At 62.0% G+C, this 13,894-nt stretch carries 15 protein-coding genes; 3 read left to right on the top strand and 12 right to left on the bottom strand.

The features are described 5' to 3' along the window. Positions 1-19: 19 nt before the first annotated feature. A complete protein-coding gene (locus ABFX19_RS05105) occupies positions 20-478 on the top strand; it encodes a hypothetical protein (RefSeq protein WP_277357560.1) in 459 nt (152 codons plus the stop codon). Then, positions 459-779, top strand: coding sequence for a transcriptional regulator (locus ABFX19_RS05100; protein WP_277357559.1), 321 nt, complete (start codon positions 459-461; stop codon positions 777-779). The genes ABFX19_RS05105 and ABFX19_RS05100 overlap by 20 nt, the downstream gene beginning before the upstream one ends. Here the strand turns inward: ABFX19_RS05100 and ABFX19_RS05095 are convergent. The 4 genes from ABFX19_RS05095 to ABFX19_RS05080 form a co-directional block, all read right to left on the bottom strand. Continuing rightward, on the bottom strand, positions 776-1,534 hold the full coding sequence (locus ABFX19_RS05095) for a class I SAM-dependent DNA methyltransferase (RefSeq protein ID WP_277357558.1): 759 nt from the start codon (positions 1,532-1,534) through the stop codon (positions 776-778). The two genes, ABFX19_RS05100 and ABFX19_RS05095, sit on opposite strands and share 4 nt — an antisense overlap. A gap of 40 nt (positions 1,535-1,574) precedes the next feature. Beyond that, positions 1,575-2,135: a hypothetical protein gene (locus tag ABFX19_RS05090; protein WP_277357557.1), complete on the bottom strand. Its 561-nt coding sequence runs from the start codon at positions 2,133-2,135 to the stop codon at positions 1,575-1,577. Further along, positions 2,132-3,736 carry an alpha/beta fold hydrolase gene (locus ABFX19_RS05085; protein ID WP_277357556.1) on the bottom strand — a complete coding sequence of 535 codons (1,605 nt, stop codon included), beginning with the start codon at positions 3,734-3,736 and terminating at the stop codon, positions 2,132-2,134. The genes ABFX19_RS05090 and ABFX19_RS05085 overlap by 4 nt, the downstream gene beginning before the upstream one ends. 567 nt (positions 3,737-4,303) lie before the next feature. Then, entirely contained in the window at positions 4,304-4,468 is a 165-nt protein-coding gene (locus ABFX19_RS05080; RefSeq protein ID WP_277357555.1) for a hypothetical protein, read from the bottom strand. 387 nt (positions 4,469-4,855) lie between these two features. Between ABFX19_RS05080 and ABFX19_RS05075 the strand changes: the two genes are divergently transcribed. Beyond that, positions 4,856-5,227: a thiol-disulfide oxidoreductase DCC family protein gene (locus ABFX19_RS05075; protein ID WP_346027720.1), complete on the top strand. Its 372-nt coding sequence runs from the start codon at positions 4,856-4,858 to the stop codon at positions 5,225-5,227. A gap of 377 nt (positions 5,228-5,604) precedes the next feature. On the opposite strand, the gene ABFX19_RS05070 is transcribed toward ABFX19_RS05075, so the two are convergent. The 8 genes from ABFX19_RS05070 to gcvH all read right to left on the bottom strand — a co-directional run bounded on the left by ABFX19_RS05070 (position 5,605) and on the right by gcvH (position 13,854). Then, positions 5,605-6,579, bottom strand: coding sequence for an NAD(P)/FAD-dependent oxidoreductase (locus ABFX19_RS05070; protein WP_346027719.1), 975 nt, complete (start codon positions 6,577-6,579; stop codon positions 5,605-5,607). Positions 6,580-6,708: 129 nt separating this feature from the next. Continuing rightward, the gene (locus ABFX19_RS05065; protein ID WP_346027718.1) at positions 6,709-7,782 is read right to left on the bottom strand and encodes an alkene reductase; all 1,074 of its coding nucleotides are present in this window, start codon (positions 7,780-7,782) and stop codon (positions 6,709-6,711) included. 91 nt (positions 7,783-7,873) lie between these two features. Beyond that, entirely contained in the window at positions 7,874-8,806 is a 933-nt protein-coding gene (purU, locus tag ABFX19_RS05060; RefSeq protein ID WP_346027717.1) for a formyltetrahydrofolate deformylase, read from the bottom strand. Next, positions 8,769-9,578 carry a methylenetetrahydrofolate reductase gene (locus ABFX19_RS05055; protein WP_346027716.1) on the bottom strand — a complete coding sequence of 270 codons (810 nt, stop codon included), beginning with the start codon at positions 9,576-9,578 and terminating at the stop codon, positions 8,769-8,771. Before ABFX19_RS05055 ends, purU begins: the two co-directional genes overlap by 38 nt. 37 nt (positions 9,579-9,615) lie before the next feature. Then, positions 9,616-10,623: a lipoyl synthase gene (gene lipA, locus ABFX19_RS05050; RefSeq protein WP_346027715.1), complete on the bottom strand. Its 1,008-nt coding sequence runs from the start codon at positions 10,621-10,623 to the stop codon at positions 9,616-9,618. 25 nt (positions 10,624-10,648) lie between these two features. Beyond that, on the bottom strand, positions 10,649-12,046 hold the full coding sequence (locus ABFX19_RS05045; protein WP_346027714.1) for an L-serine ammonia-lyase: 1,398 nt from the start codon (positions 12,044-12,046) through the stop codon (positions 10,649-10,651). A gap of 96 nt (positions 12,047-12,142) precedes the next feature. Further along, entirely contained in the window at positions 12,143-13,474 is a 1,332-nt protein-coding gene (gene glyA, locus ABFX19_RS05040; RefSeq protein WP_346027713.1) for a serine hydroxymethyltransferase, read from the bottom strand. Beyond that, the gene (gcvH, locus tag ABFX19_RS05035) at positions 13,471-13,854 is read right to left on the bottom strand and encodes a glycine cleavage system protein GcvH (protein ID WP_346027712.1); all 384 of its coding nucleotides are present in this window, start codon (positions 13,852-13,854) and stop codon (positions 13,471-13,473) included. The genes glyA and gcvH overlap by 4 nt, the downstream gene beginning before the upstream one ends. Positions 13,855-13,894 lie beyond the last annotated feature (40 nt).

The raw sequence follows: 13,894 nt of genomic DNA, 5'->3' as shown, positions 1-13,894 counted from the left end.
GAAGTGCTAAAGTCAACTTATGAATCGTGACTACGAGGAGGCACAGGTGTCTTCAAATGAGCAGCCAGTCAGCCTGCAGGAACGTCAGCTCTACTCTGTTCAGCGCTCTCAATACCGCCTCACGAGGTGGTTCGGCGTATGGATGTGCGTCGTGGGTTTTGTCCTCATTCCCTCCGGTTTCGTGCTTCCGTGGCCGCTCGAACTGAGACTTCTCGTCATCGGCGTAACGATGGTTGTCCTATGGGCGGCTTCTTTGTTTTTCCGCGCACGCAAGGTTATTCCTAATTCCTGGCATGTAGGGCTGGCCATCGTGTTGTGGGTCTTGCTGTCGATAGCTCTCGATGTGCTGGTTCCGGCGAACTCCTCTCTTGCCGTTGCGGTTTCCGCTGCCGTCGCAGCGACGCTGCCCTTCTACGTGATCGGTTCCTACTTCCTTATTCGCCGGCCGGCAGGTAACCATGACACATACACGGCATGAGATAGATCCGGTTATCCATTCGCCGGTGCGTTTCTCCATAGTGGCGTTCCTCATCGGGCTTGATGAGTGTGAGTTCAGTGCGCTTCGTGATGCCATCGAGCTCAGCGACTCGAGCCTGTCCCAGCACCTGACGGTTCTGGAAACTGCGGGTCATATCGAAATTTCGAAGCGGAAGGTCGGCCGCCGTTCGCGCACATATATTCGTTGCACCGATGGTGGCCAGGGAGCCTTTCGGAAGAACCTGCAGGCGCTGGCTACCATCGCGTCGAGTAACGCGGAATCCCTGTCGGCGCAGAGTTAGGTATGGGTGCGCTTGAAGGCAGCGACGAACATGGCCGTTGTGAACTCGTCGTAGGGCGAGCGAGACCAGTCGCCGTAGAGGCCGGATAATTCGAGTCCGTTCTCCTGCACGATGCTTGAGATGATGTGTGGGTCGATGAGGTGAACCTGTTCGAGGAAGTTCCGGTCACCGCCGCCGTCGCTCCATGTGTGGTCCAGTGTTACCGACAGCCGATTATCGTCCAGTTTCCCTAGTGAGTGCAGCTGGGCGGCAGCATGCGGATATTCGGCTCTGGCTTCGAAGGAGGGGACCTGATCGAATACCCGGAGCAGCGGTGGAGGGTTGTAGGACTCGATGACTAGGTGTCCTTCGTCGGCCACGTTCGCGCAGGCCCGGATCAGGGCTGCCCGCTGCTGGTCCAGGGTGGGTAGGCAAGCGATGCTGCCTAGCACCGAATAGACCAGCTCAAATTTTTCCTCCCCTAGGGGTTCCCATGTGGCCATGTCACCGAGGTGTACCTCGACCGCGGACGTGTCAAACTCCGTCAGTTTTTCCTGCAGGACATCCAGCATGCCTTGTGAGGCGTCAACTCCGACTATGGGATGGCCTTTGGCGGCAAGGCGCAGGGCTACCCGCCCTGTGCCGATTCCGAGTTCCAGCGCTTTTGCCGAGTGCTCGGGCATTAGAGCGCCCAGGAAGTCCGCTGTGGAGCGCGCCATGTCTTCCTGGTGGAAAATCTGGTCGTACACGTTGGCGTAGTGCCCGTCGTAACTCATGCGTAGCTCCGCTCGAACGGTAAGGAGGGCTGTGGCGGGATCATGCGGCGATCCGTAGCGTTTGGTGTTCGCGCTGCACAGCTCGGCTGCTTTCGCGCGAAACGAACAGGACGCTCGGGCGGATGGTTTCGTCGTACCCGCCGGAGCCGACTATGCAGAATTGGTAGCGGTCGAAGCGTTCTATTTCGCTGGCGGATTCAGCCTTACTGAGAACGTAATCTTCGAGCACCCTGTAGGCGCTCAATTTGTGGATGGATTCTCCATCTACGTAAGGGAAGGCCCGCAACAGATCGGCCATGACGTCGAACATCCCTTTCTCTGTTCGATGTTCGGGGTGCCAGATCAGTTGTAGGGGTCGTCGTTGGCCGACTTGGTGGACGTCCACCCATCCAGAGAGCTCCTCGTCGTTCACGCCACGGCAGAAGAGGTGGTAGTCGGATCGTGCCGGTGTCGGCGCGAAGAACCTCCAGCTGGGCACGAGCGAGAAGAAATCGTGCGATTTCATCCTTGAGAACGCGTCGTTGGGGAACTGGGCCAGAAGGGTCGTGACAATATGCCCGCCCAAAGCGGCTGCTAGGACGTGCCGTACCGGTATGTTCATGCTGCTGTCTCCTCGTTCGTCGTTTGCGGTATCGCGGTGATGAACTCGTGAATGTGCTGAGCACATTTCAGGGAGTGTGCCCGGTTGCTGAGCATGGATTCGTGCGTGACGTCATCGACAACGACATGGCGCTGACCGGCGAGTTCCTGGTGGAGCCGGTCAAGGACACTGTCCGAGGTGATGGTCCGGCCAGCGGATATGACCAGGCTGGAATCGATCGTTGCGACTTCCGACGCGTCGTCGGGCATTTCTCCCAGCACAGCGTTCCACTCCATTTGGCCGCCGTACCAGAGAGCAGGGTCCGCGTACTGATCAAACGCTTCCTTCTTGACCTGGTCGGGAAGGGTTCGTACCCAGTCCGGGTGTACGAGAAATTCGCCGAGCCGCGCCGTGATCAGCGAACGAAAGAGTACAAGGTGGTCGGTGAAAGTTTGCTTGCTGCCCGCCTGAAGGGCCGAGGCGCGGAACTGATTGGGATGGGTGGGGTCCAACGCCACCGTCCCCACAACGGATTCGGGTGCTCTCAAACCAGCGCGCCTGATGAGTTCAGCGCCGAAAGAATGGCCGATAAGGATCAACGGGCGACCCTCCCGGCGACTCCGGACGTGCTCGATAACATCGACCAGCTCATCGACCGCATGATCAATCTGGTAGTGGCCCTGGGCTGTGCCCGCATCGGGAAGATATGCGGCACGGATGTAGGTTGCGCTGGATACGCCGCGGCTGTGGAGATCTTGCTGGATCCAGTGGAACTGTTCGGGCAGGCCAAGCAACCCGTTTTCGAAGACCACAACCGGACCGGTCCCGGTGTCAGCAGTCAGCTCAAGCGGCAAAACATTCCCGTGACGGGTTGCTACTTGCTCCCTCTTGGCCAGAACGTCCCGCAAGCGGCTCCGACGCCGCCCGTAACCTACCCATCCCATGGTGAGCGCCGCCGCCATTCCGGCGGTACAGTAAGCAGCCAGGGTGCGCAACGCCTCCCGCCGCGGGCTGCCTTCAATGGTATACCGCAGGGCGGGATGAAGGGATCCGAACGCGAAAGCAAACCGCCACAATCCCATGGCCGGACCGTTCACGATATGGAACAGCATGCCCGTAGCTGAGAAGGCCCGCGACAGGGGAGTGGGCAGGAAGTATATCGCCGGGAATGCGCACTCCCACACGAGGACTCCGTAATTGGCGGCCTTGGAGATCAGCGGGTGGCTTTCAAGTAGCTTCCAGAGCCCCTCATGGCCGTACGTCTTAGTTCGCACAATGTCCTTGACCGCGCTCCCGTCGCGCCAGGGCCTGCCACACATCTTGGCCCACCCGGCCACCGCGTAGGACATGGTGCACTGGATGGATTGGAACCACAGAATCACATCGCGGGATGCGTCATCGCTGACCAGGCGCGCAATCGCGTTCGTGCCCTGGGTGACGGTCGTGGCCTGGTCCGCGCCATCGGCCCCGTATCGGTCGATCGGAGAAAGCAACCCCGAAATGAGCGTGGAAACAACACTGGCCGCGGCCCGCGAACCGTTGTTGGTTGCGGTCGGCCAAGATGGCCCGGCTAGGAGGAACAGGTTCGCGCTGGCGCGCACCACGTGCAGGATGGTGTTCACTGTGGGTTGCGCAAGAGGATTCAGGACGGATACCAACCGTGGTGCCCGGACCGATTCGCTCTCTCGGCTGATCTGCCACGCGCCGATATTTTTTCGCTTCGTTGCACGGTTATACAAGACCTCACAGCTGGAGGCCAGAGCCGGTATGGCACCGATCCGCTCTGAAAGTGTTAAGACGCTGTTGTGAGCCGGGCTCACCACAAAATTGGGTATGGTCACGTTTCCCCCATGGGTGACATTGATATTCGCTCGATGCAATGATGGAACGTGAGCGGCCCAAGCGTTGACCAGGACCGCTCACGTCGTGAGTGCTTCCTAGAAGCTGGCCGAATTATCCCGTGCGGCCGCGTTCGTAGGCCTCCACCAGGAGGCAAATGACGCCGTAACCGGCAAAGACCGCGGCCGGGCATCCAAGAACCGGGTCCGTGCTGGCCTGCTCGGGCAAGATGCGGCTTTGCCCTCCGGTCCTCTGATCACCGATTCTCTGCAAGGACTGCGCAAGTACGCTTCCTGCTGTCAGTGAATCCCGCTTGTGGCCCCCCATGGAATGACGCATTCCGCTGCCTTTCATCCGTACCACCGTCCAATCTCCTCCGCGGCGGCGACCAGAGTCATTCCGCCCCAGAACGCCAGCCCGGGCGTTGCCATCTTCGGACTTGCTTCATCGACATAGATCTTCGAATGAACACCTGGGCTGAGGCGTTCGGGCGCCAGCTCCCCAAGGTAGCTCACGATCGTTCCTGACATATTCCCCCCTTGTTTGAACCCTGAACGGGTTGAGACCGACTCAGTCTCCGGTCAGACGGCTGATCAGGTCGCAAGCGACCATGCCGAGCGCGAATAGGGCCGGGTATCCAAGTTTCGGTTCGACCACATCCATTTGGATGCGCGAAGCTCCGGTCGGACGCGGAATCCCTGCTAGCTCGGTACCTAAGGCAGCATTCATTTACCTATCTCCTCTCAAAAATTGGATCCATAGGCCGATTGCCTATGCCCATTCAATTCGAACCGCGCCCCACCGGCCCGTCAATGGGTACCTCGCTGAAATGATTTAGTGGTTATAAAATCGTTACATCATGGGGGATCGCGGGACGGTTTCTGCCGCTCTAGTCTGGAAGCATGCTCACCACTTCACCGGAGATCCTCGTCTACGATGCCGACTGCGGATTTTGTAAACGTTCAGCGTCCGCGATCGCCCACCCCGGCATCGTCGAAACCAAACCATGGCAAAGTATCCGCGACCTTTCTGCGCTCGGCCTTCCTACCGAAACCAGCTGCTCAGCCGCCTACTGGATTCCCCCTCAAGGGCAGGTTCGGCGTGCAGAAGCGGCGATCTCGGCCGCGCTCGTCGCCCGAGGTGGGCTGTCCAGGATCCTCGGCGCTGTCATTGGCGTGAAACCGCTGCAACCGTTGGCCGCGTCCATCTACCGACTGATCGCGCGGCACAGACACTCCCTTCCTGGCGGTACAAACGCCTGCCGCCTGCCATGAAAACTGCCACGATCAGGAGTACGACAAGAGCCCTGGCATCGAAAGTCGTGTCGGTGCTGGGCGCCCTCAGCTGGCTTTGACGATGGGCAGTTCAGACTACTCGGTGGCGTAGCGGGGGATTGTTGTTTGCGACTTATGGTCCAGTCCGGTGGTTTGAGCAGGCCTGCGGTCCCTAAGTCGATGCTGGTAGGGCCGTACTTGTCTTTGATTTCGCCCATGAGGTTTCCGATTTCTCGGCGTTCGTGGACGGTGACGAATTCTCGAACAGGTTGCTGCCGGGTTCGATGGGAACTTCGGTCCCGGCATCGATGAGGTCAGCGCCTGTGTGTCGTTGAGGCCGTTGAAAAGGCTGATTCCCCGGAGCTCGTTGACGTCCATCAGATTGTCCCCAGATACCGGTGCACCAAATAGACGGACATTGCGCCCTCGCCGACCGCTGACGCCACCCGCTTCATTGAGTCGAGCTGCACATCTCCGGCCGCGAAGACGCCGGGGACACTTGTCTCGAGCGCGAACGGCGCCCGCGTCAGCGGCCAGCGCTGGGGATGACCGGCGTTGAGCAGGTCATGCCCAGTGACCACGAAGCCTCTGCTGTCGCGAACGACGTCGTCGCCAAGCCAGCTCGTGCGCGGTGAGGCACCAATGAAGATGAAAAGCCAGCTTGAAGCGACCTCCTCAGTCAGCCCGGTGTCCCTGTCCGTGATCTCCAGGAATTTCAGGTGTCCGTCCCCGCGAACGGCCCTCACCTCGCTTCGGTAGCGGACCTCAATGGTGGGCGAGGAGGTGATGCGCTGAATGAGGTAGGAGGACATCGTTGCCTCAAGAGTGCCGGATCGGACCACGAGCACTACCCGTTTTGCGAAGCGGGCCAGGTTCAACGCTGCCTGTCCGGCGGAGTTCGCGGCACCGACTACGTTGACATCGTCGCCCTCGCACTGGCCGGCTTCGCTCGCGTTCGCGCCGTAGTAGACGCCTCGTCCGCTGAGCGTCTCCAGGCCTTCAGCTTCAAGCCGACGGTAGGACACTCCGGTCGCGATGATGAGCGCCCGTGCCTCGATATCCCTGGAGCCGAACAGCACGGCGCGTACCTGGCCCCGGGATTCGAAACCCACCACGTCGTTAGCGAGCACCACTTCCGCTCCGAACCGGGACACTTGCGCCATGGCACGCTGGGTGAGGTCGGAGCTGCTCAACCCCTTCGGGAAACCGAGGTAGTTCGACTTCCAGTGCTTCAGCGCCCGACGACGCCCGCAGGATTCTGAACTCGGCCCATACCTGCTGCGGAGGTCCCGGGCGACCGCCGCGGAAACCTGCGGAACGTCGTCGACCGTCAGGATGCTCGGCTTCGTCATGACCGACGGTCCCTGGTACCAGCCATGTGGCATGACCCATCTGCTCAGGAGACCTAACGTGAAGCCTATCCAGAGCAGTTCCGCGAGTCCATGACTCTGTCCGTCTTGTTTGCAGGTCCCCTTACGGGATCATGCCGGCTGATAGACGGGATAGTCCGTATAGCCCTCGGCGCCGCTGGTGTAGAAGGTAGCCATGTTCGGCTCATTCTCCGGCAGACCCTCCTTCCAGCGGTACACCAGATCCGGATTGGCAATGGCCGCACGGCCGACGACGACGGCGTCAGCCAGGTCATTCTCGACCAGTGAGATGGCCTCATCCCGGGTAGTCATGACGCTGAAGCCGGTGTTCAGGAGGAATGGACCGTCAAACTGCTCACGCAGTTCCCGGACCAATTCACCGGCAGGCTCGTTATGAAGGACGCTGAGGTACGCCAGTCCCAGCGGTGAGATGGCCTGGGTCAGGGCGGAGTAGGTCCGGCGGAGATCCTCGCGGTCCAGCTCTGTTGCGCCCTGGACATTGTGCTCGGGTGAAACGCGGATGCCCACCTTCTCGGCTCCGACTGCCTTAGCGACGGCTTTGACCACCTCAACGACGAACCGCGCGCGGTTCTCCGGTGAGCCGCCGTACTGGTCCTCGCGCTGGTTTGCCGCGGGAGACAGGAATTCGTGCAACAGGTAACCATTGGCGCCGTGGAGTTCAACGCCGTCGAACCCTGCCCTGATCGCATTCAGTGAGCCCTGAACAAACTCCTCAATAACTCCGGGAAGCTCGTCTTCCGTAAGCGCGTGGGGGACCGGATAGGGCTGCTTTCCCTTGTAGGTGCGGGTCATGCCGTCGATCGCGATGGCGCTCGGTCCAACGACCGTGCGGCCTCCGTTGGTGTCCTCGTGTGTAACCCGCCCGGCATGCATGACCTGGGCAAAGATGCGACCGCCCTCGGCATGGACGGCATCAGTGACCTTGGTCCAGCCTTCGATCTGCTCGTCCGTCACGAGCCCTGGCTGACCTGGGAAGCCTTGGCCGGCGTGGCTCGGATAAGTTCCCTCGCTGACAATCAAGCCGAGCGACGCGCGCTGGCGATAATGCTCGACGACGATAGGTCCCGGAATGCCGTCCTGGCCGGAACGGCAGCGGGTGAGCGGAGCCATTACCAAGCGGTTGGGCAGTTTCAGTTCGCCTACGGTGATCGGGGAGAACAGCATGGGGGAGTCCTTTCGCGGAAGCTTTCACTGTGAAAGCGCAGTTGCCCCGGCAACTATTCCGAATGGGACGTGGATCACATGCTGTCCGTGGTCACCGCAGAACGACCGTGCGGTTGCCGAGCAGCACGATCCTTCCCTCACAGTGCCAGCGCACCGCATTGCGCAGCGCGGCGCATTCGGCGTCGCGGCCCACGGCAACCAGGTCCTCCGGCCCGTAGGTGTGGTCCACCTCGATAACCTGCTGGGAAATGATCGGGCCCTCGTCCAGTTCCGCATTGACGTAGTGGGCGGTGGCCCCGACGGTCTTTACGCCCCGCTCGTAGGCCTGGTGGTACGGCTTGGCGCCCTTGAAACTCGGCAGGAAGGAGTGGTGAATGTTGATGACCCTGCCCGCCATCCTGTTGGAGAGCTCATCGCTGAGGACCTGCATGTAGCGGGCAAGGACCACCAGCTCGACATCGAACTGGTCGACGATGTCCAGGAGCCTTGCCTCGGCCTCCGGCTTGGTGTCCTTTGTGACGGGCACATGGAAGAACGGAATTCCATGCCATTCGACCAGTCCTTCCTGGTCACGGTGGTTGGAGACGACGGCGACAATCTCTACCGGGAGCTCGCCCGTGCGGGTGCGGTAGAGCAGGTCATTGAGGCAGTGGCCCATCTTTGACACCATGACCAGGACACGGCGTTTGCGGCCCTGCGGCTCAAGCTGCCAGTTCAGCTGCCACTGTTCGGCCACCGGCGCGAAATCGCGGTGCAGGTCCTCCGTGGTGAAGGGGGCCGTGGCGACTGCGTCAGTTTGGGATCCAGAGGACCCGAAGGAGAAGTGGACGCGCATGAAGAAGTGCCGCTGCGCTTTGTCCCCGTACTGCTTGATGTCGAGGATGTCGCAGCCGTGCTCGAACAGGAATCCCGAAATGGCGTGGACGATGCCGGGGGACTCGACGCAATCGACCGTGAGGACATGCTCTTCCTGGGACGGCGGGGTTTCAGTTAGCACGGGATGCTCCTTTGATGTCTGACCCATGGTCAGTGCCGGAGGGCGTCGGATCAAGGCTGTTGAAGCTGTAGAGATGGATACCGGCGAGCCTCGCGGACTGGCTTTTCAGCTCGGCTATCAGGCTCTCCGGCGCATAATGGTCACCGACCAGCAGCTTGCGGGCCAGCGGCCCTTTGCGGCTGAGGAACTTCAGGGAGCTCCCGACGCCGATCTGCGCCGCCAGCGACACCAGGCGGGTTCGCGGAACCGCTCCTGCCACGCCGGCCCAGACGGGCAGCTGCACTCCTACCCGGCGCAGCAGTGCGACATAGTCAAGGATCCGCGGAGCTGAGAAGCACATCTGCGTGACTACGTGGGACGCAAGGTGCTGCTTGGCCAGCAGGGCATCCACGCCCGCCCCCGGATCGAGGAAGGGGTGGCCCTCAGGATAACCCGCGATTCCCGCCCGGATCAGGCCGCTTGAATACTGCTCGATGTCTTCCAGCAGTGGCAGCGCCGAGTCATACGGGCCGGCAGGATGTTTCCGGTCCCCGCCGATGACAAACACTTCCCCGATACCGGCGTCGCTGCAGTTCCGCAGGATCCCGGTGAGCTCCGCCCTGCTCTGAACGCTTCGCGCGGCGAGGTGCGGGATCGCCGTGTACCCGAGACCAGCCAGCTGCGTCGCGGTGCGAACCGTCCGTCCAACGCCGTGATGCGGAAGACAGGTCACGGTGATCGGGGTACTCGGGGCCACCGCAGCGGCAACCCGCTCAACAATTCCCTCGGAAGGGATTATTTCAATTCTGGTGGGGAACATCATTGGTCCTCTCAGTGCATCAGGATCCGGCTGGAACTCAGCCGTGTGCAGCCAGCAGGGTGCTGGCTTCCTGGCGGGTACTGCCGGAGCTTTCAATGTGCGCGAGTTCGGCGGGGATCTCCCACCCCTTCTTGCGCATCGCGGTGGCCCAGAGCCGGCCGGCGCGGTACGAAGAGCGCACCAACGGCCCGCTCATGACCCCGAGGAAGCCGATCTCGTCCGCTTCCTGCTGGATGTCGACGAACTCCTGGGGCTTGACCCAGCGGTCCACCGGCAGGTGGCGTTCGCTCGGACGCAGGTACTGCGTGATGGTGATCAGGTCGCAGCCGGCCTGGTGCAGGTCGGAGAGCGCCTGCGAAATTTCCTCCCGGGTTTCGCCCATGCCCAGAATGAGGTTGGATTTGGTGACCATGCCGAGATCCCGACCCTGCGTGAGCACGTCGAGAGAGCGCTCATAACGGAACGCCGGCCGGATCCGCTTGAAGATGCGCGGCACGGTCTCGACGTTGTGGGCAAAGACCTCGGGCTTGGAATCGCAGATCGCCTGGATGTTTTCCGGCTTGCCGGAGAAGTCCGGAATCAGGAGCTCGACGCCGGTGCCCGGGTTGAGTTCGTGGATCTTGCGGACGGTCTCCGCGTAGAGCCACACGCCCTCATCCTCGAGGTCGTCACGGGCCACGCCGGTCACAGTGGCGTAGCGCAGCTGCATGGCCTTGACCGAGCGAGCCACCTTGGTGGGCTCGAACCGGTCCACCGGGGAGGGCTTGCCCGTGTCGATCTGGCAGAAGTCGCAGCGCCGGGTGCACTCGGAACCGCCGATGAGGAACGTCGCTTCCTTGTCCTCCCAGCACTCGAAGATGTTGGGGCAGCCGGCCTCCTCGCACACGGTGTGGAGGCCTTCCTTCTTCACGAGGTTCTTGAGCTGGACGTACTCCGGACCCATCTGGACTTTTGCCTTGATCCAGTCCGGCTTGCGTTCCACCGGTACTGCAGAGTTGCGCTGTTCTACGCGGAGCAGCTTGCGGCCTTCTGGTGCCAGAGTCATGGGTTCTCTTCCTTCGACTTCCGATTCAGCATTCGACGACGTTCACGGCAAGGCCGCCGAGTGCCGTTTCCTTGTATTTGGAGCTCATGTCCTTGCCGGTTTCCCGCATGGTCACGATGACTTCATCCAGAGATACCCGGTGCGAGCCATCTCCCCAAAGAGCCATCTTGGCAGCATTGATTGCCTTCGCGGCAGCAATCGCGTTGCGCTCGATGCACGGCACCTGAACCAGTCCTCCGATGGGATCGCACGTCAGGCCGAGGTTGTGTTCCATGGCGATTTCCGCCGCGTTCTCAACGTGGGAAGGAGAGCCGCCCATCACCTCAGCGAGGCCGGCCGCTGCCATGGACGACGCCGAACCAACCTCGCCCTGGCAGCCCACCTCCGCTCCCGAAATGGAAGCCTGCTCCTTGTACAGCACGCCGATGGCGGCGGCTGTCAGCAGGAACTTGATGACGACGTCGTCCCGGTCCTCCTGCGTTGCGTTCTCCATACCGGGCGCGAAGTGGAGCGCGTAGTAGAGCACGGCGGGAATGATGCCGGCGGCTCCGTTGGTGGGCGCGGTGACCACCCTGCCGCCTGACGCGTTCTCCTCGTTGACGGCGAGGGCAACGAGGTTGACCCACTCCTGCCAGTACTTCGGATCCCGGTCCTTGTCCTCCTTGAGCAGCCGCTCATGCCAATCCGGAGCACGACGGCGGACCTTCAGACCGCCGGGAAGCAAGCCTTCTCGCTTGATCGCGGAGTTCTTGCACTCCTCCATCACCTGCCAGATCTGCAGCAGGCCGTCGCGGATTTCCTCCTCGGAGTGCGTTGTCTTCTCGTTGAGGAGCATGATGTCGCTGATCCCCAGGCCGGTGTTGCGGCAGTGCTCCAGCAGTTCAGCCGCAGTGCGGAAGGGGTAGGGCAGTTGTTCCTTCGACTCCTCGAGCTGTTCCGCAGCGGCATCTTCCTCGCCTTCCCGCACGATGAAGCCGCCGCCCACCGAAAAGAACGTTGCCTCGTGGAGTACCTCGCCGTCGTCGTTTTTCACCTGGAAGGTCATGCCGTTGGTGTGGCGGGGCAGCACGGTCAGCGGACGCAGCACCATGTCTTTCACGCCGTAGGGCAGGGAAGTGCCGCCGGCCAACTGCAGCATGCCGGTGTCGGCGATGGCAGCCAGCCGTTCCTCCACCTCGTCCGGCAGGATCAGCTCGGGGTGGAAGCCTTCGAGCCCGAGGAGGACGGCGGTCATGGTGCCGTGTCCGCGGCCCGTTGCTGCGAGGGACCCGTAGAGGTCCACCCGCAGTGACGCCGCCTCCGCCAGCCTGCCGGAGGCCTTGAGCTCCTCCGCGAAAACGGCGGCAGCCCTCATGGGGCCGACGGTGTGCGAGCTTGAGGGCCCGATCCCGATGGAAAAGAGGTCAAAGACTCCAACAGCCATTGGTCATTCCTTACTGCTTGGAAGGTCAGAACTTTTGTCCAGATATGGAGACCTAAACGTCTCCGAACTCTCGTTACCTGGACAAAAGTTCAGAGGTCAGGCGAGGTCGGCAACGTCGGGGTAGAGGGGGTGCGCGGCGGCGAGTGCTTCCACACGGGAGCGCAGGCCGGAGAGATCAGCGCCGGCGTCGGCAATCAAGGCCTCGGCAATGATGTCCGCGACCTCCGCGAAGGCTTCCTCGCCGAAGCCGCGGGTAGCCAGTGCGGGCGTGCCGATGCGCAGACCGGAGGTCACCATCGGCGGACGCGGATCAAACGGCACCGCGTTGCGGTTCACGGTGATATCGATTTCCGCCAGGCGGTCCTCGGCCTGCTGGCCGTTGAGCTCGCAGTTGCGCAGGTCGACCAGGACGAGGTGCACATCGGTTCCGCCGGAGATGACGCTGATCCCCTTCGCGGTGACGTCGGGCTGGACCAGTCGTTCGGCCAGGATCCGGGCGCCGGCAAGGACGCGCTCCTGGCGCTCCTTGAATTCCGGCGAGGCGGCGATCTTGAAGGCAACCGCCTTGCCCGCGATGACATGCTCCAGGGGCCCGCCCTGCTGGCCCGGGAAAACGGCAGAGTTGATCTTCTTGGCGATGTCGGCGTTGTTGCTCAGGATGATTCCGCCGCGCGGACCGGCGAGGGTCTTGTGCGTGGTGGAGGTGGTGACGTGTGCGTGCGGCACGGGGGAGGGGTGCAGCCCGGCGGCGACGAGGCCGGCGAAGTGCGCCATATCCACCATGAGGTAGGCCCCCACCGAGTCGGCGATCCGCCGGAACTCGGCGAAGTCCAACTGGCGGGCGTACGCGGACCAGCCGGCAACGATGAGCTGCGGCTTGTGTTCCTGTGCAAGGCGCTCCACCTCGGCCATGTCGATCCGGTGGTCATCTTCGCGGACCTGGTACGGAATGACGTTGTACAGCTTGCCCGAGAAGTTGATGCGCATGCCGTGTGTCAGGTGACCGCCGTGGGCCAGGTTCAGGCCCATGATGGTGTCGCCCGGCTTGATCAGCGCGTGCATCACCGAGGCGTTGGCCTGGGCGCCGGAGTGCGGCTGCACGTTGGCGTACTCAGCGCCGAACAGGGCCTTCAGGCGGTCGATCGCCAGCTGCTCGATGACGTCCACATGTTCGCAGCCGCCGTAATAACGCTTGCCGGGATAGCCCTCGGCGTACTTGTTGGTCAGGACGGAACCCTGTGCCTGCATCACGGCAGCGGCGGTGTGGTTCTCCGATGCGATCATTTCCAGACCGGTGCGCTGGCGGTTCAGTTCGTCGTCGATCTTCGCTGCGATCTCCGGGTCAAGGTCGGACAGCTGGGCGTTCAGCGACGGCGCCGCAACCTGCTCGAAAGCGATCGTGGCCTCGCTTGTGCCTGCCGGGCTCACAGCTCGCCGCCGTTGGCTGCTGCGTACTCTTCAGCTGACATCAGCGGGCCCTCTTCGGTCACGCTCACCTTGAACAGCCAGCCGTTGCCGTACGGATCGCTGTTGATCAGCTCCGGATTGTCGACGACGTCGGCATTGGTTTCGGTGACCTCGCCGCTGACCGGCGCGTAGAGGTCTGACACGGACTTGGTGGATTCCACCTCGCCGCACGTCTCGCCGGCTGTGACGGTGTCCCCGACCTCGGGAAGGTCCACGTACACGATGTCGCCGAGGGCGTCAGTGGCCACGGCGGTGATGCCGATCGAGACCGGTCCGGAGCCGTCGCCGGCGATCCATTCGTGCTCGGCGGAGTATTTCAGGTCGGCAATAACCTTGCTCATCTTGTTCTTCCTTTACAACGAGAAATCTATGGGTAAGAGA

Origin of the sequence: Arthrobacter parietis (assembly GCF_039530425.1) — a bacterium.
Lineage (GTDB): Bacteria > Actinomycetota > Actinomycetes > Actinomycetales > Micrococcaceae > Arthrobacter_D > Arthrobacter_D parietis.
The sequence above is the reverse complement of the archived record's forward strand: the minus strand, read 5'-3'. Positions and strand labels throughout refer to the sequence as shown.

What these genes read in the sequence shown, in the direction of transcription:
- ABFX19_RS05095 (WP_277357558.1), bottom strand. Translation starts at nt 1,534, where the DNA reads ATGAGTTACGACGGGCACTACGCCAACGTGTACGACCAGATTTTCCAC.
- ABFX19_RS05100 (WP_277357559.1), top strand. Translation starts at nt 459, where the DNA reads ATGACACATACACGGCATGAGATAGATCCGGTTATCCATTCGCCGGTG.
- ABFX19_RS05105 (WP_277357560.1), top strand. Translation starts at nt 20, where the DNA reads ATGAATCGTGACTACGAGGAGGCACAGGTGTCTTCAAATGAGCAGCCA.
- ABFX19_RS05065 (WP_346027718.1), bottom strand. Translation starts at nt 7,782, where the DNA reads ATGCTGTTCTCCCCGATCACCGTAGGCGAACTGAAACTGCCCAACCGC.
- ABFX19_RS05055 (WP_346027716.1), bottom strand. Translation starts at nt 9,578, where the DNA reads ATGTTCCCCACCAGAATTGAAATAATCCCTTCCGAGGGAATTGTTGAG.
- ABFX19_RS05075 (WP_346027720.1), top strand. Translation starts at nt 4,856, where the DNA reads ATGCTCACCACTTCACCGGAGATCCTCGTCTACGATGCCGACTGCGGA.
- ABFX19_RS05090 (WP_277357557.1), bottom strand. Translation starts at nt 2,135, where the DNA reads ATGAACATACCGGTACGGCACGTCCTAGCAGCCGCTTTGGGCGGGCAT.
- ABFX19_RS05070 (WP_346027719.1), bottom strand. Translation starts at nt 6,579, where the DNA reads ATGACGAAGCCGAGCATCCTGACGGTCGACGACGTTCCGCAGGTTTCC.
- gcvH (WP_346027712.1), bottom strand. Translation starts at nt 13,854, where the DNA reads ATGAGCAAGGTTATTGCCGACCTGAAATACTCCGCCGAGCACGAATGG.
- lipA (WP_346027715.1), bottom strand. Translation starts at nt 10,623, where the DNA reads ATGACTCTGGCACCAGAAGGCCGCAAGCTGCTCCGCGTAGAACAGCGC.
- purU (WP_346027717.1), bottom strand. Translation starts at nt 8,806, where the DNA reads ATGGGTCAGACATCAAAGGAGCATCCCGTGCTAACTGAAACCCCGCCG.
- ABFX19_RS05045 (WP_346027714.1), bottom strand. Translation starts at nt 12,046, where the DNA reads ATGGCTGTTGGAGTCTTTGACCTCTTTTCCATCGGGATCGGGCCCTCA.